We start from the raw sequence: 17,430 nt of genomic DNA, 5'->3' as shown, positions 1-17,430 counted from the left end.
TTAGTTGTCGTAAGGATCGATCGTTTGAATGGTGCCGTCTTCGTTGTAGTTGAGCTCCGTATATTTCACGCAGCGTTTGTTGTCGGCGCCGCCGGACAGCGAACTGTCGTGATAAAACAAATACCATTTATCCTTGAACCGGACGATGGAGTGATGGGTGGTCCATCCGACGACGGGCGTCAAAATCGTTCCCTGGAAAACGAATGGCCCCGTCGGATTTTCGCCGACGGCGTAAACGATTTTATGGGTCGTGCCGGTCGAATAGGACAGGTAATAGAGTCCTTTATGCTTATGCACCCACGGCCCTTCGAAATACCGGCGGTCTTCGTCGCCGGCCGCAATCGGATGGCCTTCCCGATCGACGATGGATATTTCCCGGGGAGATTCCTTGAATGTCAGCATATCCTCGTTCAATTCGGCTACCCGGGGGCCGAGCGCGGGCTCCGATCCGGAAGGTTCCTTCCCTTCCGGATCGAACCGGCCGGTTTGCCATTTCTCCAGCTGTCCGCCCCACAGTCCTCCGAAATAGACATAGGCCTTTTCGTCGTCGTCGACGAGAACGGCGGGATCGATGCTGAAGCTTCCCGGAATATAGTTCGGTTCGGGCTTGAACGGGCCGGACGGAGAAGAGCTCGTCGCGACGCCGATCCGGAAAATATCGTCTTTATCCCGCGCGGGGAAAAACAAGTAGTAAGTACCGTTTTTGTAAGCGGCGTCCGGCGCCCACAGCTGCTGCTTGGCCCAAGGGATATCTCGCAAATGAAGCGCTTCCCCGTGATCGATGCAAGGGGAGCCTTCGTCCTCCATCGATAAAACGTGATAATCCTCCATGTCGTACTGGTCGCCGTTGTCGTTCGAAACTTTTTCGTGATCGAGGTCGTGGGATGGATAAATGTAAAGCTTTCCTTCGAATACGTGAGCGGAAGGGTCCGCCGTATAAATATGGGTGACCAGCGGTTCGTTGCGTTTGGTCGAATCGGCCATCTCAAATCCTCCCCGGTTAACTCCTTTATTCAGATCCTCTACCTATTTTAACAAAGAACAGACGAGTGAAAACCGTTGCTTCTTTCAAATTTCACCGAATTTATTCACAGGATTCTTTTTTTTCGCGTCCGATTTTTTCAATGCAAAAAAGAAAGAGTATGCGATGATATAAAGCGGGTATCAATTTACGGATATGGGAGTGACTCTTATGGCGAAGCTTCTCGAGCCGTCGCGTTTCGAGGCGGCCCGGCAGTTCATGAAGCGGCGGGCAAGGCCGCTTGAACGGGCCGTTTATGAGCATGAATTCGAATCGGGCTCCGAAAGCGAGGTGCTCAAGGAACTCGCCGAATTTCAAAACCCGGACGGCGGGTTCGGCTGCGGGCTGGAGCCGGATCTGCGGTGCAAGGAATCGTCCGCCCTGGCCACGACGCGCGCGCTGGACATCCTCGAAGGGATGCCTCCTTCGGACGAAAAGCTTGCGACGGCCCGCAAGGCGCTCGGCTATCTTATTCGAACGTACCGCGAGGATCGCAACGGATGGGACATCATTCCGCCGGAAGCGGAAAACGCCCCTCGCGCGGTTTGGTGGACGTACGGCGTTTTCGCCGATCATTGGGGCAATCCGAATGCCGATATCGTCGCCTTCTTTCTGGATTACCGGGCGCACGTCCCGTTCGGAAAGCTGGAGGAGCTTGTTTGCTACGCCCTTGACTATGTGCAGCATCGCTGCGACCTTACGGAAATGCACGAGATGTTTTGCTTCCTGCGTTTGATCGAGCGTCTGGACGAGGCGCAGCGCGGGGCCGTCGACGAAACCATGCGCCGGTTCCTCGACCATTGCGTCGTTTCGGACCCGCAGAAACGCGAAGGCTACGGCGCGGAACCGCTTCAAGTCGCGGACAAGCCGGAAGCCCGCTACTACGGGAAGTACGCCGGCAGCATTTCCCGCGAACTCGACGCCTTGATCGACGGCCAGAGGGAGGGCGGAGCTTGGGCGCCGAACTGGACCTGGCACCAGTATGAAGAAGAGTGGCCGCAAGCGATGCAAGAATGGAAAGGCATCCTCACGCTGCAATCGCTCCGCACGCTGCGGAACTACAGGCGTCTTTGACGGAATCGGATGAATCCGTTTTGCTGACCGCGGCGCGGGAGAATCCGTTCCAGGGTAGCTCGATGAACTCCAAGCCGTTGCAGATGACCGTTCTTGACATCCTAAGCGTGTCCGTATCGCTGGCGATGAAGGGCGAAGCCTCCGAGTATCGGGAGGTCACCGCTAAGGCGATTATCAACAAGATGGACTGATCAACGGACGACAGTCGGCGTTTCTCATGGCGATGAAGCTCCGAGAAGGGAGGGGGCTCGCTAGGAGGTGCGTTTTTTTCGGCAACCAACAAATCATAGTTTACAAATGGGAATTCATGTGTTAATTTTATTTCACGACAAAAATATTCTTTAACGAAATATAATAATCGAGCCTTCCGGACAGCCGGCGGCTCCCGAACTTGCAGCTCTTCCGCATTTTGGAGACGGGGTTGCTTCGGGAGCCTTTTTTGCGTCCGGAGGAAGGAGGCGGGACAGCATTTCTCTCTATACGGAGCTTGACGATACCTTTCGAAAGATGATCCGTAAGTTCGTGGTCGAACGTGACAAAGTGGTAGTAGCAGGCGAGCTTAGCCTGCCCCAACTCGTCGTACTCGGCACGTTGAATAACAAGGGGCCGCACAAAGCGGGGGAACTGGCGGAAGTTACCGACTTCTCCCCGAGCATGCTCACCGCTTTATGCAACAAGCTGGCGGACGGCGGCTACATCGAACGAACGAGACCGGAAGAGGATCGGCGCACGGTGCTGCTCGCCATATCGGCGAAAGGCAAGGAGTTCATTGAGACCTTATCGCGAAGCAAGCGCAAAGATAAGGCTCCCTATTTATTCGAAGAGTTTAATGAAGAGGAATTGAAGCTTCTGCTGAACTTCAGCGGTAGAATTCTGAAGAGGCTTGACGGCTTTTCGGAAGCCATCATGGCCGAAATCGGGCAAGCGCTGACGCCGGAAGGGCCGGCCGACCCATGAGTTCGCCGTTCTCTCGAACGAGGGGAGGGCGGGCTAAACGCGAACTTCTAATTTCCAGTGAACAATCGGAGGGTCTCTTATGTCCAAATTCATGAAAATCCGCAGTGCCGCATCCGTCGTCGTTTTGACGACCGCGTTCTCGCTCGCGTTGGCCGGATGCGGTTCAGACAACGGAAGCAACTCGAACGCGGGAACGGCATCTTCGGCAGCCCCGGCATCCGAGTCCGTATCCCCGGCGGCTTCCCCGTCCGCATCCCAATCCGCCTCTCCCGCCGCGGAGGCTTCTAAAGAGAAGGTCAAGGTCCGCATCGCGCTGGACACGGCCGCTGGCGGGTCGCTGCAATTCCGTCTCGCGGAGGAGAAAGGCCTGTTCGACAAATACGGAATCGACGCGGAGATCTCCAACTTCCCGTATGGGATCGACACGCTGAACGCGCTGCTGGTCGGACGCGCGGATACGGGAACCGCAGCGGATTATGCGCTCCTCAATTCCTTGAACAAGGGCGACTTCAAAGTCGCCAGCACGCTGTCCCGCGAGACGCCGGAGTCGGCGACCTCCACGGTCGTTATCGCCAAGGGAGACGAGATTCAGACGCCGCAAGACCTGAAGGGCAAGAGGCTCGGCGTCGTCAAAGGAACCGTCTACGAATATGTATGGTCGAAGTACCTCGAGCACCTAGGAATCGACGAGAAGGACGTGAAGTTCGTTCCTTATTCCACGCCGGACGAAGGGATGGTCGGTCTCCAGAAAGGGCAGTTGGACGTCGTGTTCGGAAGCGGGGTATTCATCGACAAGTTCCTTAGCATCAAGGGCACGAAGGTGATCGGGGATCTCGCGGACGCGGGAACGGACATCACGGCTTATTTTGCGGTCACTTCCGATTTCCTTAAGAAGCATCCGGATGCGGTCGGAGGCATTCTGAAGGCGCTCGACGAAGCCATCGCCTATATCCCCGGCCACGAGGAAGAACTCGCCGAGATCGCGTTCAAGGAGCTAAAGCTGCCTAAGGACGGCGTGCTCAAGACGATCGATCAGCAGGGCTATGCGGTTGGTTTCACTCAAGAGGATTACGACCATTTGAAGACCATGAAGCAGTTCATCGTGGATAGAGGAATTCTGAAGGACGATTACGATCTGAACGCCAAGCTCGATCTCGAGCCGGCCAAACGAGCGCTGCCGAATCTGGTCACCTACCAACCGTAATTAAAGCAATGGAGAGGAGAACGTCCATGACCGCCCTTTCGCAATCGCAATCCGGAACGATCCGAATCGAGAATCTGCGCAAGTCGTTCGCGGCCGCCCCGACGGGCCAAGAGCCGCACTACATCATCAAGGATGTCAACCTGACCATCCGAGGCGGGGAGTTCTTCATCCTGCTCGGGCCGAGCGGCTGCGGCAAGTCGACACTCCTCAACATCATCGCCGGGTTTATCGGCAAGACCGAAGGCAAAGTAGCCCTGGGGGAGAAGGAGATCGTTCGTCCGGGCAGCGAGAGAGCGATGGTGTTCCAGCAGGCGGATTCCTCCCTGTTCCCATGGCTGACCGTGCGGGAGAACGTGGAATTCGGGCTCCGGATGCGAAAGGTGCCGAAAGCGGAGAGACGCCGGAGCTCGGATCATTATATCCGCCTGGTCGGCCTTGCCGGTCACGAGGACAAATTCCCGGAGGAGCTGTCCGGCGGCATGAAGCAGAGGGTGCAGCTCGCCCGCGTCCTCGCGAACGATCCTGCCATCCTGCTCATGGACGAACCGTTCGGAGCACTCGACGCGATGACGAGAAGGACGATGCAGAAGGAGCTTATCCGCATCTGGCGGGAGACGAACAGGACGGTTATTTTCGTCACGCACGACATTCAGGAGGCTCTTCTGCTCGGCCAGCGAATCGGCATCATGTCCGTCGGCCCCTCCTCTCAGATTACCGACCTTTACGACAATCCGCTCCCATACCCGAGGAACGTGACGGATCCGAAGCTTATCGGGCTTCTCGATACGATTCAGTCGCATTTCGACGAGTAGGAACGGACAGGAACAGGAGTTGAACAACCATGAATCGATGGAAGCATTGGCTTCTGCACGGCGTCGTGCCTTGGCTCGGAGTTCTGGTCGTCTGGCAGTTGGTCGCGCTGGCGTCCGATCCTCAGTTTTTTCCCGGCCCGTACTTGACGCTTAAGGGAGCGATCGAGCTGTCTGAGGACGGCTCGCTCTTCACTTACATCGGATACAGCTTCGCCCGCGTGCTTAGCGGCTGGCTGCTCGGCAGCCTGATTGCGATTCCGGTCGGCCTCGTTATGGGACGGTTCAAGTTCATTCGGGCGATCACGGACCCCATCCTGAACTTCATCCGTTTCATTCCCGCGCTCGCGTTCGTGACGCTGTTCATGCTCTGGTTCGGAATCGGCGAGCAGTCGAAGATCATCCTGATCATGTACGGCACGATCTTCACCGTCATCATGAACACGATGACAGGCGTGCTCTCCATTGAGGAAGACAAGATTCGTTCGGCACGCAGCATGGGGGCTTCCGAATGGCAAATCCTGCTGCACGTCATTGTTCCGGCTACAGTGCCGTTCATCTTCACCGGGGTTCGCATCGCGATGAGCATGTCTTACCTCGCGATTCTCGGAGCGGAGATGGTCGCGGCGAACGAAGGCGTCGGCTTTCTGATCTGGAACGCCCGCTTGTATTTCAAGACGGACTGGATCTTCGTCGGGCTGTTTGCGCTCGGCATTATGGGCTTTACGACGGACCGCCTGCTCGGCTTCGTCGGGCGCAGGCTGCTCGGGCGCTACGGCGTCGTTCATTCGAACGCTGCGGGGCAGCGGGAACGCAAGTCTCGCCGAACGGCTCAAGCGAATACCGTAACCGGAGGGGATACCTATGGGAAAGTGGGCTAAAGACACGTTTCAAGGAGAGATCGGAACGACGGTAGCGGAGTCGATTCCACACTGGCCGAGGCCCGATCAAGCGAAGGCGGGAGCGCCGAACGTCGTCATCATCCTGCTCGACGACCTCGGTTTCGCGCAGCTCGGCTGCTACGGCTCCGACATCGCGACGCCGTATATCGACGCGCTGGCGTCCGGCGGCTTGCGCTACAACAACTTCCATACGACGGCGGTCTGCTCGCCGACCCGCGCGGCGCTGCTGACCGGACGCAACCCGCACGCCGCCGGCGTTTCGTTCGTGTCCGGCTTCGACAACGGTTTCCCGAACACCCGGGGCAAGGTGTCGAAGGAGACCGCGCTGCTGAGCGAGATTCTAGTCGAGAACGGCTACAACACGCTCGGCATCGGTAAGTGGCATCTTGTACCGTCCTCGGAGCATTCCGCCGCGGGTCCGTTCGACAACTGGCCGCTCGGACGAGGCTTCGAACGGTACTACGGCTTCCTCGAGGGAGCGACCAATCAATGGAACCCCGATCTCGTAGAAGACAACCGCGCGATTCCGCAGCCGAAATCGGCCGAAGAAGGCTATCACTTGACGGAGGACTTGACCGACAAGGCGATCCAGTACATTCGGGACCAGAAGTCGGCCGCTCCGGACAAACCGTTCTTCGCTTATGTCGCCTATGGCGCAACTCACGCGCCCCATCATGCGCCGCAGGAATATATCGATCGCTATAAGGGCAAGTACGACAAGGGCTGGGATGTCGTCCGCGAGGAATGGTTCGCCCGCCAGAAGGAGCTCGGCATCATTCCGCCCGATGCGGTGCTTCCTCCGCGCAATCCGGGCGTGAAGGCGTGGGCCAGCCTGTCCGACGCCGAGCGCCGCCTGTTCGCCCGCCAGCAGGAAGCGTTCGCCGGCTTCCTGGAGCATACCGACTACCATATCGGGCGCCTTGTCGGCTTCCTGCGGGAAATCGGCCAGCTGGACAACACGCTGCTCGTGCTCCTGTCCGATAACGGCGCTTGCGCGATGGGCGGACAGGAAGGCACCGCCCAGAGCTGGGCGGAAGGCTTTGGGCCGAAGGAGACGTTCGAGGAGAAGCTGGCCCGGATCGATGAGATCGGAACCCCGTTCGCGAACAACCATTATGCGATCGGCTGGGCCCAGGCGGGCAACACGCCGCTCAAATGGTACAAATCGTTCGTCCATGCGGGCGGCGTGCGAGATCCGCTGATCATTCATTATCCGAACCGGATCAAGGGCGCCGGAGAGGTGCGCAGCCAGTTCCATTACGTCACGGATATCGTTCCGACGGTGTTGGAGCTTCTCGGCATCGAGGCGCCGGAGACGTACAAAGGCGTCCCGCAGCTGCCGATTCACGGCACGAGCCTCGCTTACACGTTTGAGGAGAAAGATGGGCCTTCGCGCAAAAGAACGCAGTATTTCGAAATGATCGGCAATCGCGGCATCTGGCACCAAGGGTGGAAGGCCGTCGCCGTCCACGCGCCGGACACTCCGTTCTCCCAAGATCAATGGGAGCTTTACCACGCCGATAAGGATTTCTCGGAGGCGAACGACCTTGCGGCGGAGCGGCCGGAGAAGCTGATGGAGCTCGTCGACCTGTGGTGGGCGGAAGCGGGACGATACGGAGTGCTGCCGCTCGACGGCCGTTCCATGGCCAAGAAGGTGCAGAGCGTTCAGGCGGCTCATCCGATCCCGCAAGAGGTCAAGACTCGCGTTTTCTACCCGACCTCGTTCGGCCTGCCGTTCGCGAACGCGCCGGACGTGCGCAACAAGCCGTTCGAGATCAAGGCGGAGGTCGTTCGCGGCAGCACGTCGGACGAAGGGACGATCGTCGCCCACGGCGGCCGGTTCGGCGGCTATGCGCTGTTCGTGCAGGATAACAAGCTGCATTTCCATTTCAACCATTCCTACAAGATTCGCTACTCAGTCGTTTCGGACTCCGATCTCCCGGCGGGTCCGCTCGTCCTCGGGTTCCGGTTCGTCAAGACGGGAGAGCGCGAAGGCGTCGGCAGTCTTTACGCGGGAGGCCGAAAAATCGGCGAGGGCGTGATCGGGCATACGGGCCTGCTGGGCTACACGCAGGACTCCTTCTTCGTCGGGGAGAACGGGCCGACGCCGGTCAGCGAGAGCTACGCGGCCCCGTTCCGCTTCGGCGGCACGCTCAAGTCGGTTACCTACACGCTTGGGGGCTTCGCGCCGGACATCGAGTCCCGGCTGGCTCTGGAGCTGGCGACGGAATAAACGAAATCGTACGTCTGCTTTTAGATGTAGAAGCCCGTAGGCAGGTTCTCCTTGGTCGGAGCCATGGCGTTGCCCGCTGCGAGCACGTTCGGATGGATGCATCCGCGAAGCTGCTCGGCGAACTTCTCTGCAGAATTTCGCCCCCGGACGGAACGGAAACAGGCAGTCCTTCGACGATGAAGGAACTGCCTGTTCGTTTATCCTGCGATCAGCTGCAAGCGCAGTTGAGGACCGGCTTGCGGGCGGCGGTCGTCTCGTCGAGACGGCGCACGACGGTGTCGTAAGGAGCGTTCAGGACAATCTCCGGATTTGTGCGGGCCTCTTCGGCGATCCGGATCATCGTGTCGATGAAGCCGTCGAGCGTCTCCTTGCTCTCCGTCTCGGTCGGCTCGATCATGATGCACTCCTCGACGTTAAGCGGGAAGTAGATGGTCGGCGGATGGTAGCCGAAGTCCAGCAGCCGTTTGGCGACGTCGAGCGTGCGGACGCCGTATGGCTTGAGACCTCGTCCCGACATGACGAACTCGTGCTTGCACACGCCCGGATACGGGATTTCGTAGTAAGGGGCGAGGCGTGCCATCATGTAGTTGGCGTTCAGCACCGCGCACTCGGAGACGCGGCGCAGCCCTTCCGGCCCGTAGGTCCGGATGTACGTGTACGCGCGGACGAGGATGCCGAAGTTGCCGTAGTACGCCTTCACGCGGCCGATCGATTGCGGACGGTCGTAGTGGAAGTAGTACGTGCCGTCCTCGCGGCGGGCGACGATCGGCTTCGGCAGGAACGGGATCAGCTTGGCTTTGACGCCGACCGGACCGGCGCCGGGGCCGCCGCCGCCGTGAGGCGTGCTCATCGTCTTGTGCAGGTTGAGGTGCACGACGTCGAAGCCCATGTCGCCCGGGCGGGTAATGCCCATGATGGCGTTGGAATTCGCTCCGTCGTAGTACAGCAGGCCGCCCGCTTCGTGGATGATCTTCGCGATCTCGACGATTTGCACCTCGAACAGGCCGAGCGTGCTCGGATTCGTGAGCATGAGCGCCGCGGTGTCGCTGCCGACGGCCGCGCGCAGAGCGTCCAGGTCGACCATGCCGCGTTCGTCGGACTTGATCGTAATCGTCTCGAAGCCGGCGACGGTCGCGCTGGCCGGGTTCGTTCCGTGCGAGGAGTCCGGCACGATCACCTTCGTGCGGGTTTCGCCGCGGCTCTCGTGGTACGCGCGGATCATCATGAGGCCGGTCCATTCGCCGTGAGCGCCGGCGGCCGGCTGAAGCGTCACTTGATCCATGCCGGTCAGGGCGGCGAGGTCGTTCTGCAGCGTGTACATCAGCTCAAGAGCGCCTTGGATGCTCTCTTCCGGCTGATACGGGTGAATCTTCGCGAAGCCGGCGAAGCGGGCCGTGTCTTCGTTGATCTTCGGGTTGTACTTCATCGTACAGGAGCCGAGCGGGTAGAAGCCGTTGTCGACGCCGAAGTTGCGGCGGGACAGCTCGGTGTAGTGGCGGATGACGTCCACTTCGTACACTTCCGGAAGCTGGGCCGGAGTCTCGCGCAGCATGGAAGCCGGAATCAGCTCGGATGCCGGAACTTCAGGGACGTCGCACGGCGGCAGCGAATAGGCGACGCGGCCCGGCTTGCTCAGCTCGAAGATCAGCGATTTTTCCGGTTTCGAAGAGACGTTCTGGAATCCGCCCGTCGCCGTCTGGGCGGCAGCCGTCGTACTCTCGTTTATCGACGTGTTCATGCTACCGCTTCCCCCAATCTGCTAGCGAAGCTGTCGATTTCGGTGCGCGTGCGTTTCTCGGTAACGGCGATCAGCATGTGGCCTTGAAGCTCCGGATAAGCGATTCCCAGGTCGTAGCCGCCGAGGAAGCCGGCTTCGAGAAGCTTCAGGTTCGTTTCCTTGACGGAGGCTCCCTCCGGAAGCTTCACGACGAATTCGTTGAAGAACGGGGCGCCGAAAGGCAGCTCGAAGCCGCGCTTCTTCAGTTCGCTTGCCGCGTAATGAGCTTTCTGCAGGTTCAGGTTGGCGGCGTCGATCAGCCCTTGCTTGCCCATCGTGGACAGATAGATCGATGCGCACAGGGCGAGCAGCGCTTGGTTGGAGCAGATGTTGGACGTCGCTTTCTCGCGGCGGATGTGCTGCTCGCGGGCTTGCAGCGTCAGCACGAAGCCGCGCTTGCCGCCTTGGTCGGTCGTCTGGCCGACGATCCGGCCCGGCATCCGGCGCATGAGCGGCTCGGCGACGGCGAAGAAGCCGCAGGTCGGGCCGCCGAGCGATTGCGAGATGCCGAGCGGCTGCGCATCGCCGACGCAGATGTCGGCGCCGAGCTTGCCCGGCGTCTCGAGCAGGCCGAGCGCCATCGGGTTGGCGCTGACGACGAACAGGCCCTTCGCGCCGTGGACGATCGGCTCGATGGCAGCAAGGTCCTCTACCGCGCCGAAGAAGTTCGGCGACTGCACAAGCACGGCGGCCGTGTCGGTCGTAACCGCGGCGCGAAGAGCGTCCAGGTCGGTCACGCCGTTCGCGCAGCCGATTTCCGCGATCTCAAGGTTAAGTCCATGAGCCATCGTTTTAAGAGCTTGGCGCGCCTCCGGATGGACGGAGCGGGAGACGACGAGCCGCTTGCGCTTCGTCGCGCCGGCGGCGAGGGCTCCGGCTTCGGACAGCGCCGTTACTCCGTCGTACATGCTCGCGTTGGCGACCTTCATGCCGGTCAGCTCGCAGATGTAGGATTGGAATTCGAAGATGGCCTGCAGCTCGCCTTGGCTGATCTCCGGCTGATACGGGGTATAGGCGGTATAAAATTCCGAACGGGAAATCATATGGTTGATGACGACCGGAAGGTGATGGTCGTAGATGCCGGCGCCGAGGAAGCTCTTGTAGCGGTCGGTGTCGGCGTTGCGTCCGGCCAGCTCCTTCATGTGCTCGAGCAGGGAATATTCGTCGAGCGCGGAGGACATCGGCATCGTGCCCTTGTAGCGGATCGCTTCCGGGATGTCGCGGAACAGGTCCTCCGCCGAGGAGACGCCGATCGTCGCGAGCATCTCGTCTTGATCCTGCTCGGTCATCGGAATGTAGCGGTGCAGATTAGCCATGTCGGCGGATCACTCCTTGGAAAGTTTCTTGTAGAATGGGGTTTTGACGACTTCGGCTTTCCGTTTCTTGCCGCGAATCTCGACTTCCACCACGGTGCCGAGCGCGGAATATTCGGCGTCGATCAGAGCGAGTCCAAGGTTGCGCTTAAGCGTAGGGGATTGGGTTCCGGTCGTCACTTCGCCAATCCGAATGTCTCCGGCGTAGACCGGATAATGGGAGCGAGGAATTCCGCGGTCAATCATCTCGAGGCCGACCAGCTTCCGCGGCAAGCCTTCTTCCTTCTGCCTGACGAGCGCATCCTTGCCGATGAAGTCTTCTTTGTTCAGTTTGACGAAGAAGCCGACTCCCGCCTCGAGCGGAGTGATCGTGCTCGACAGCTCTTGGCCATATAGCGGCAGGCGGGCTTCAAAGCGGAGCGTGTCGCGCGCGCCGAGTCCGGCGGGCACCACGCCCAGCGGCTCTCCGGCGGCCAGAAGCGCGTTCCACACCGTGCCGGCTTGCTCGGAAGGAACATAAATCTCGAAACCGTCTTCGCCCGTATACCCTGTCCGGGAGACGATCGTGCGGGCGCCCGCCAGAACGATGTCCTTCTTGAAATGGAACGAAGGCAACTCCAGCACATTCGACTCCGCTCCGGCCGCCTGAAGAATCTCAACCGCCAGTGGGCCTTGAAGCGCGAGCAAGGCGTATTTGTCGGAGACATTTTCAAGCAATACGTCCCCGATCAGGTGCTCCCTCAGCCAGTCGAAATCCTTGTCGATGTTGGACGCGTTCACGACGACCAAGTACTGATCCGCCGAGATCCGGTAGACGAGCAGATCGTCCACGACGCCTCCGTCCGGATAACACATCAGCGTGTATTGCGCCTGCCCGTCGGCCAGCTTCGAGACGTCGTTCGTCGTCATGCGGTTCAGGAAGCTCTCCGCGAACCTGCCCGTCACCATGAACTCGCCCATATGCGAAACGTCGAACAGGCCGGCCTGCTGCCGCACCGCGTCGTGTTCCCTCTGAATTCCGGTGAAGTGGACGGGAAGCTCCCAGCCGCCGAAGTCGATGCAGCGGACGCCGGGGAGCTCGGAGTAGAGCGGGTACAGCGGGGTTCTTTTCAGTTCGGTCATCCTTGTGATCCGCCTCCTCGGTTCTTCTCAACGCACGCCAAAAAGGACAGTCGCAAAAAGAAGCGCGTCCCCGGCCGAAGCCGTCTGCGTCTTCACTTTGCTCTGTCCTTTGTACCTGAGAGTTACCTTAGATCCGGGTGGATTTAAGTTTCCCCGTGGGTGATTCCGCCGCCGTCCCGAGCAATGGCGGAATGCTCTCCAGAGTCGCGTCCGGCAAAGGTCCTTTTGCCTGAGAGATTCTCCTCGAACCCGAGGGTTACTCCTTCGGCGCCGCCTCCGTGGTGCGTGCGGGCGGTCTCTCCCGTTGCCATCATCCGCTCGTTTTCATTTGTCATAGTCTATTCATACACGAGAAGGGGAGGGAGTGTCAATGACCAAACGCGCGATTTTTTATTTTTTGTCAGGTATCTTGACACTGCCCTTGTTTCTGAATTAATCTAAGCGTGTCACACCAGCACAGAAATCGAATAAAGCGGATGACGATGGTAGGGAGAGACCGCCGGAGCGACAAGGCACCGGGCGGCACCGAAGGAGCAAGTCTGCGGCCAGCCAGCCGACGATTAATCTCTCAGGTAAAAGTACCGCCATCCGACGCGACTCTGGAGAGAGCGAATAGCCACCAAAGGGGTAACAACGGTCTTAAGCGACTGTTTTAAACTCTCAGGTACCCGGGACAGAGAACTTGGCGTTAGCCGGTTCGCTGTCCCTTTTTACTTGTCTACCAAACCCTTCGGAGGTGCCTTTCCTTGAGTCTGCTTACTTACGATCCCGACATTCACGCCGCAATCGAACGAGAACGCGACAGGCAACTGAAGACGCTGGAGCTGATCGCTTCCGAGAACATCGTCAGTCCGGAAGTGATGGAGGCGATGGAAGCGATGGGAACCGTCCTGACGAACAAATATGCCGAAGGCTACCCTGGCAAAAGATATTACGGAGGCTGCGGGCACGTAGACGAAGCGGAAATCCTTGCGATCGAGAGAGCGAAGTCGCTGTTCGGAGCCGCCTATGCCAACGTACAGCCGCATTCCGGCGCCCAGGCCAACACGGCCGTGCTGTTCCACCTTCTCAAACCGGGCGATAAGCTGATGGGAATGAACCTGTCGAGGGCGGGCATCTCACCCATGGCAGTCCGGTCAGCCTATCGGGCAAATGGTTCGACGTCGTCTCCTACGGGGTAGAAGAACAGACTCATCGGATCGACTACGATCAGGTAGAGGCGCTCGCCAGGAAAGAGAAGCCGGCCCTGATCATTGCCGGAGCCAGCGCGTATCCGCGCTTGATCGACTTCGCGAAGTTCAGGGAGATCGCGGACCTCGTCGGTGCCAGGCTCATGGTCGATATGGCGCACATTGCGGGACTCGTCGCGGCCGGGCTTCATCCGTCTCCGGTGCCATACGCCGACGTTACGACGAGCACGACGCACAAAACGCTGCGCGGACCGCGAGGCGGTCTCTTGCTCGCGAACGACGAAGAGACGGCCAAGGGACTGAACAAATCGATTTTCCCCGGTATCCAGGGCGGTCCGTATGCGAAGCGGGTCGTCGGCAACGCCGAGACGCTTGCGAATATACTGAAGGAAGAAGGAGCGACGCTCGTTTCCGGGGGCACGGATAATCATCTGATACTGATCGACGTTCGTCCGTTGGGACTGACCGGCGAGGGAATGGAAAGATTAGGACGCTGCATCGCCGACGCGCTGAAGAATCGCGACGATCCGGCAGCAATCGCCAGGGTCAGGGAGCAGACCGCGGAACTCGCGGGAGGTTTTCCTCTGTTTTCGCGCGGGTAAGGATCTCAGGGCGACAGGAATAAATCAAATTCGAGAGGAAGCTGACAAATGAGCGAAGTTAAAGCGGGACTCGGTTATACGGAAGAGCATGAGTGGGCGAAGGCGCAAGGCGCCAACGTCGTGCGCATCGGCATTACGGATTTCGCGCAAAGCCAGCTTGGCGACATCGTGTTCGTGGAGCTGCCGGAAGTGGGCGCGACGCTTGAAGCGAACGAGACGATGGGCACGATCGAATCGGTCAAGACCGTCTCCGACCTGTTCAGCCCGGTCAGCGGCACGGTGACGAAGGTCAATGAAGAGCTGCTGGACGCTCCGCAAAAGGTGAATGAGGATCCGTACGGAGAAGGTTGGATCGTCGAGGTGGAAGTGAGCGGCGACGCGGCGGAAGCGGTAGCGGCTCTGCTCGGCGCCGACAAGTACGCGGAATTCATCGCGAACACCTAAACGCCGAGCTCGGGAGAGGGGCGCAAAATGCGGACGCCGGGGAACAGGTAGTCATCATTACCGGGTTTATCCGTACCCGCGCCCGCCTCTTCCGCGCGATCGCTCCGCGATGACCGGCTGAAAAGGAAGCGGCATCGGCATACATAGTCCTGGGAGGGAATTCGGGCATGCGATTCAAGCACGTTTTCTCCATTATCGGACCGGTGATGGTCGGCCCGTCAAGCTCGCACACCGCGGGTGCGGTGCGGATCGGACGAGTGGCCCGGCAGCTGCTTGGGCGCCAGCCGGAAGAAGCCGAGATTACGTTGTACGGATCTTTCGCGGAGACGTACTCCGGACACGGCACGGATCTTGCCCTTGTCGGCGGGCTGCTCGACTTCGATGCCGACGACGAGAGAATTCCGGAGGCGTTCGCCGAGGCGGAACGGCTTGGCCTGCGCTTTATCCTAAAGCCGGGATCCGCCGGCACGATGCCGCATCCGAATTTCGCGAAGATTACGGCGAGAGCCGGGGGGCTTGAAGTGTCCGTCCAAGGCGCGTCCATCGGAGGCGGCAACATCGAGATTTATTCCTTGAATGGATTTGACACCGGATGTTCGGGCTACTACCCGACCATCGCGATCTCCCATGAGGATCGGGTCGGCGTGCTGGCCTCCATTACGGGAACGGTGAGCCGCTCGGGGCTGAATATCGGCTTCATGAAATTGTCTCGCAAAGAGAGAAGCGGAGCGGCGATGACGGTCGTCGAGAGCGATCGGAGGCCGGACGAGGAGCTGCTTGAGGCGCTTCGGCAGCTGGCTCACGTCGAAAAGGTATCGGTTATAGACGTTACGTAACCTCGGAGATGATGCCCGAAATCAGAAAATTGGCATAACTGCTTTCCGCATTTCGCATAAGGAGAGGGTATCGATGCGATTTCGAACGCTGAACGACATTGCGGAGATTTGCAGGGAAGAATCGCTGACGATCTCCGAGCTTATGATCTTGGAGCAGGAGAAGGAGACCGGCCAGCCCAAAGAAGAGATCGTAGCCCGGATGGCCGGTTATTACCGGGTCATGAAGGAAGCGGTTCGCAAGGGGCTGGAGACGGAGACGAAGTCCCGCAGCGGACTCGTTGGCGGCGACGGCCGCAAGGTGAACGAATATGCGTCGGTGCGCGAGCCGTCCGTCGGGGATTGGGCAGGCAAAGCGATGGCGTACGCGCTCTCCGTCTCCGAGGTCAACGCCTCGATGGGGCGGATTGTGGCGACGCCGACCGCCGGCTCCTGCGGCATCGTTCCCGGCGTATTCGTCAGCTCGCAGGAGCGGTTCGGCTGGGTCGACGGGAAGCTGGTGCAAGGGTTGTTCAGCGCGGGCGCGATCGGCTACGTCATCGCGAACAATTCGTTCATCTCCGGAGCGGAGGGGGGCTGCCAGGCGGAGGTCGGCTCCGCGATCGGCATGGCGGCCGGAGCCCTGGTCGAGCTTCGCGGAGGAACGCCCGAGCAGGCGGTGCATGCGGTCGGGCTAGCGCTTAAAAATACGCTCGGCCTCATTTGCGACCCGGTCGCCGGACTGGTCGAGGTTCCGTGCATCGTCCGCAACGGGCTTGGCGCGGTGAACGCGCTGGCGGCGGCCGATATGGCCATGGCGGGAGTAAGGAGCGTCATTCCGTCCGACGAAGTCATCGGCGTCATGCTGGAAATCGGCGCGAAGATGCCGAGCGAGCATCGCGAGACGGCGCTCGGGGGCCTGGCGCAGTCGCCGACGGGACGCAAGCTGACGGAGCGGATCAAGGCGGCCAAGTCATCCGAGCGCACTTCTGGCTAATAATGAGACGTAAGGGAGATGATCCATCCGCATCCTGCGCTGTCCGAGATCAAGAGCTTGCCTGATATGTATGAAATTTCGACTATATGGATGAAAATGGCGCTATCGATTGAAACAATCGGCAATCGACGGAAAAGAACAATGGCGACGAAGGGATAGCCTTACTGTCGTCATTGTTCATTTAATCCATTTTTTCTTGAATTAGAACCGGACGACGAAAACCTCGCGATCCGCGGGCACGGAACGGGTTGCCAACAGCGTATTGTCCGCGTTTCTGACCCGCAACGTATAGGATACGGTAGTCAGGGTGGCAATCGTAGTGAATACCGCAACGCCGAATTCATCGAAGTTGGCCGTGATATCGGCAGTTCCCGGTCTCGACAGCGTCGCCGTCCACCCGGTCGTTTGTCTGGGGATATTGTTCAGGTCCGTTGCGATTACCGTGAAGTTGGGCAGCACCTGTTTAATTTTTCTTCTTTGATTTTTCGGGGCTGCGGCTCTGACGCGTTGCACTATAATCGCTTTTTTGATCATCATCAGTTTTTTTCGGTTCGCCAATCGACTCGCCTCCAATCTGTTGAGATAGAATAGTTAATGACGATTCGGCTTGGCTTGTACCTTACGTTAACCTAGCTTTCGCGAAAAAGGGTAGAATCCTAGATTTATAGGTAACTTTTACGGCGGCAATAGTTTATAGAGAGCAGGCGGAACGTGCGGTTTGGGATAACCGCTTGCTTGCGTATCGCGCTCCTGCCGTTCCAAATACCTCCGAAGAAGCATCGGCCCCGCCACGCTGCCGGCGAAGGGGATCAAGCTTGGCGCATGGAGCTTCGTCAATCCCTGGTAGAAAAGCCAACTGAAAAAAACGTCGTAGACGACGAACCGGACCACATGCTCGCGGGTGATGACGACGACGACGATTTCGCCGCGCTTCCTTTTCGCCATAAGCTTCCCCTCCTCTGGTCAAGGGACA

At 59.3% G+C, this 17,430-nt stretch carries 16 protein-coding genes, 1 pseudogene and 4 riboswitches; of the genes and pseudogenes, 11 read left to right on the top strand and 6 right to left on the bottom strand.

Annotated features, from left to right (window positions below):
* Window positions 1-984 carry a glycoside hydrolase family 43 protein gene (locus tag B7E11_RS28525; protein ID WP_080840802.1) on the bottom strand — a complete coding sequence of 328 codons (984 nt, stop codon included), beginning with the start codon at window positions 982-984 and terminating at the stop codon, window positions 1-3.
* Between the two features lie 208 nt (window positions 985-1,192).
* On the opposite strand from B7E11_RS28525, the gene B7E11_RS28520 reads away from it, so the two are divergent.
* The 7 genes from B7E11_RS28520 (at window position 1,193) to B7E11_RS28490 (ending at window position 8,200) form a co-directional block, all read left to right on the top strand.
* Complete coding sequence (locus tag B7E11_RS28520; RefSeq protein WP_080840801.1) at window positions 1,193-2,095, top strand: hypothetical protein; 903 nt, start codon at window positions 1,193-1,195, stop codon at window positions 2,093-2,095.
* Window positions 2,092-2,286 carry a hypothetical protein gene (locus B7E11_RS28515; RefSeq protein ID WP_080840800.1) on the top strand — a complete coding sequence of 65 codons (195 nt, stop codon included), beginning with the start codon at window positions 2,092-2,094 and terminating at the stop codon, window positions 2,284-2,286. Before B7E11_RS28520 ends, B7E11_RS28515 begins: the two co-directional genes overlap by 4 nt.
* 316 nt (window positions 2,287-2,602) lie before the next feature.
* Window positions 2,603-3,052, top strand: coding sequence for a MarR family transcriptional regulator (locus tag B7E11_RS28510; protein WP_080840799.1), 450 nt, complete (start codon window positions 2,603-2,605; stop codon window positions 3,050-3,052).
* 79 nt (window positions 3,053-3,131) lie between these two features.
* Window positions 3,132-4,256: an ABC transporter substrate-binding protein gene (locus B7E11_RS28505; RefSeq protein WP_245809842.1), complete on the top strand. Its 1,125-nt coding sequence runs from the start codon at window positions 3,132-3,134 to the stop codon at window positions 4,254-4,256.
* A 26-nt stretch (window positions 4,257-4,282) separates the two neighbouring features.
* Window positions 4,283-5,068, top strand: coding sequence for an ABC transporter ATP-binding protein (locus B7E11_RS28500; RefSeq protein ID WP_080840798.1), 786 nt, complete (start codon window positions 4,283-4,285; stop codon window positions 5,066-5,068).
* A gap of 29 nt (window positions 5,069-5,097) precedes the next feature.
* A complete protein-coding gene (locus tag B7E11_RS28495) occupies window positions 5,098-5,946 on the top strand; it encodes an ABC transporter permease (protein WP_080840797.1) in 849 nt (282 codons plus the stop codon).
* Entirely contained in the window at window positions 5,930-8,200 is a 2,271-nt protein-coding gene (locus tag B7E11_RS28490; protein WP_080840796.1) for an arylsulfatase, read from the top strand. The genes B7E11_RS28495 and B7E11_RS28490 overlap by 17 nt, the downstream gene beginning before the upstream one ends.
* A 208-nt stretch (window positions 8,201-8,408) precedes the next feature.
* On the opposite strand, the gene gcvPB is transcribed toward B7E11_RS28490, so the two are convergent.
* From gcvPB to gcvT, 3 genes are read right to left on the bottom strand one after another with little or no spacing between them, the layout of a single operon-like run.
* Window positions 8,409-9,938 (bottom strand): aminomethyl-transferring glycine dehydrogenase subunit GcvPB, encoded by a 1,530-nt coding sequence (gene gcvPB, locus B7E11_RS28485; RefSeq protein ID WP_080840795.1) that lies wholly within the window; start codon window positions 9,936-9,938, stop codon window positions 8,409-8,411.
* Window positions 9,935-11,293, bottom strand: a complete 1,359-nt coding sequence (gcvPA, locus tag B7E11_RS28480) for an aminomethyl-transferring glycine dehydrogenase subunit GcvPA (protein WP_080840794.1) — start codon at window positions 11,291-11,293, stop codon at window positions 9,935-9,937. The genes gcvPB and gcvPA overlap by 4 nt, the downstream gene beginning before the upstream one ends.
* A gap of 9 nt (window positions 11,294-11,302) precedes the next feature.
* Window positions 11,303-12,412, bottom strand: a complete 1,110-nt coding sequence (gcvT, locus tag B7E11_RS28475) for a glycine cleavage system aminomethyltransferase GcvT (RefSeq protein ID WP_080840793.1) — start codon at window positions 12,410-12,412, stop codon at window positions 11,303-11,305.
* A gap of 100 nt (window positions 12,413-12,512) precedes the next feature.
* A riboswitch (glycine riboswitch) is annotated at window positions 12,513-12,616 on the bottom strand.
* A gap of 3 nt (window positions 12,617-12,619) precedes the next feature.
* A riboswitch (glycine riboswitch) is annotated at window positions 12,620-12,726 on the bottom strand.
* A gap of 163 nt (window positions 12,727-12,889) precedes the next feature.
* Window positions 12,890-13,005: riboswitch (glycine riboswitch) on the top strand.
* A 4-nt stretch (window positions 13,006-13,009) separates the two neighbouring features.
* A riboswitch (glycine riboswitch) is annotated at window positions 13,010-13,091 on the top strand.
* A gap of 67 nt (window positions 13,092-13,158) precedes the next feature.
* On the opposite strand from gcvT, the pseudogene glyA reads away from it, so the two are divergent.
* From glyA to sdaAA, 4 genes and pseudogenes are all read left to right on the top strand, one after another.
* A pseudogene (glyA, locus tag B7E11_RS28470) lies at window positions 13,159-14,204 on the top strand (serine hydroxymethyltransferase).
* Window positions 14,205-14,252: 48 nt separating this feature from the next.
* Complete coding sequence (gene gcvH / locus B7E11_RS28465) at window positions 14,253-14,648, top strand: glycine cleavage system protein GcvH (protein ID WP_080840792.1); 396 nt, start codon at window positions 14,253-14,255, stop codon at window positions 14,646-14,648.
* A 167-nt stretch (window positions 14,649-14,815) separates the two neighbouring features.
* Complete coding sequence (gene sdaAB / locus B7E11_RS28460) at window positions 14,816-15,484, top strand: L-serine ammonia-lyase, iron-sulfur-dependent subunit beta (RefSeq protein ID WP_080840791.1); 669 nt, start codon at window positions 14,816-14,818, stop codon at window positions 15,482-15,484.
* 73 nt (window positions 15,485-15,557) lie between these two features.
* Window positions 15,558-16,457 (top strand): L-serine ammonia-lyase, iron-sulfur-dependent, subunit alpha, encoded by a 900-nt coding sequence (gene sdaAA, locus B7E11_RS28455; RefSeq protein ID WP_080840790.1) that lies wholly within the window; start codon window positions 15,558-15,560, stop codon window positions 16,455-16,457.
* Window positions 16,458-16,658: 201 nt separating this feature from the next.
* On the opposite strand, the gene B7E11_RS28450 is transcribed toward sdaAA, so the two are convergent.
* Window positions 16,659-17,015 carry a hypothetical protein gene (locus B7E11_RS28450; RefSeq protein WP_080840789.1) on the bottom strand — a complete coding sequence of 119 codons (357 nt, stop codon included), beginning with the start codon at window positions 17,013-17,015 and terminating at the stop codon, window positions 16,659-16,661.
* Window positions 17,016-17,132: 117 nt separating this feature from the next.
* A complete protein-coding gene (locus B7E11_RS28445) occupies window positions 17,133-17,402 on the bottom strand; it encodes a hypothetical protein (RefSeq protein ID WP_080840788.1) in 270 nt (89 codons plus the stop codon).
* Window positions 17,403-17,430 lie beyond the last annotated feature (28 nt).

It is taken from the genome of Cohnella massiliensis (genome assembly GCF_900169535.1).
Taxonomy (GTDB): Bacteria; Bacillota; Bacilli; order Paenibacillales; family Paenibacillaceae; genus Cohnella; species Cohnella algarum.
The sequence above is the reverse complement of the archived record's forward strand: the minus strand, read 5'-3'. Positions and strand labels throughout refer to the sequence as shown.

Coding starts and splice junctions, on each gene's coding strand:
- B7E11_RS28525 (WP_080840802.1), bottom strand. CDS start 984: ATGGCCGATTCGACCAAACGCAACGAACCGCTGGTCACCCATATTTAT.
- B7E11_RS28520 (WP_080840801.1), top strand. CDS start 1,193: ATGGCGAAGCTTCTCGAGCCGTCGCGTTTCGAGGCGGCCCGGCAGTTC.
- B7E11_RS28510 (WP_080840799.1), top strand. CDS start 2,603: ATGATCCGTAAGTTCGTGGTCGAACGTGACAAAGTGGTAGTAGCAGGC.
- B7E11_RS28505 (WP_245809842.1), top strand. CDS start 3,132: ATGTCCAAATTCATGAAAATCCGCAGTGCCGCATCCGTCGTCGTTTTG.
- B7E11_RS28500 (WP_080840798.1), top strand. CDS start 4,283: ATGACCGCCCTTTCGCAATCGCAATCCGGAACGATCCGAATCGAGAAT.
- B7E11_RS28495 (WP_080840797.1), top strand. CDS start 5,098: ATGAATCGATGGAAGCATTGGCTTCTGCACGGCGTCGTGCCTTGGCTC.
- B7E11_RS28490 (WP_080840796.1), top strand. CDS start 5,930: ATGGGAAAGTGGGCTAAAGACACGTTTCAAGGAGAGATCGGAACGACG.
- gcvPB (WP_080840795.1), bottom strand. CDS start 9,938: ATGAACACGTCGATAAACGAGAGTACGACGGCTGCCGCCCAGACGGCG.
- gcvPA (WP_080840794.1), bottom strand. CDS start 11,293: ATGGCTAATCTGCACCGCTACATTCCGATGACCGAGCAGGATCAAGAC.
- gcvT (WP_080840793.1), bottom strand. CDS start 12,412: ATGACCGAACTGAAAAGAACCCCGCTGTACCCGCTCTACTCCGAGCTC.
- gcvH (WP_080840792.1), top strand. CDS start 14,253: ATGAGCGAAGTTAAAGCGGGACTCGGTTATACGGAAGAGCATGAGTGG.
- sdaAB (WP_080840791.1), top strand. CDS start 14,816: ATGCGATTCAAGCACGTTTTCTCCATTATCGGACCGGTGATGGTCGGC.
- sdaAA (WP_080840790.1), top strand. CDS start 15,558: ATGCGATTTCGAACGCTGAACGACATTGCGGAGATTTGCAGGGAAGAA.
- B7E11_RS28445 (WP_080840788.1), bottom strand. CDS start 17,402: ATGGCGAAAAGGAAGCGCGGCGAAATCGTCGTCGTCGTCATCACCCGC.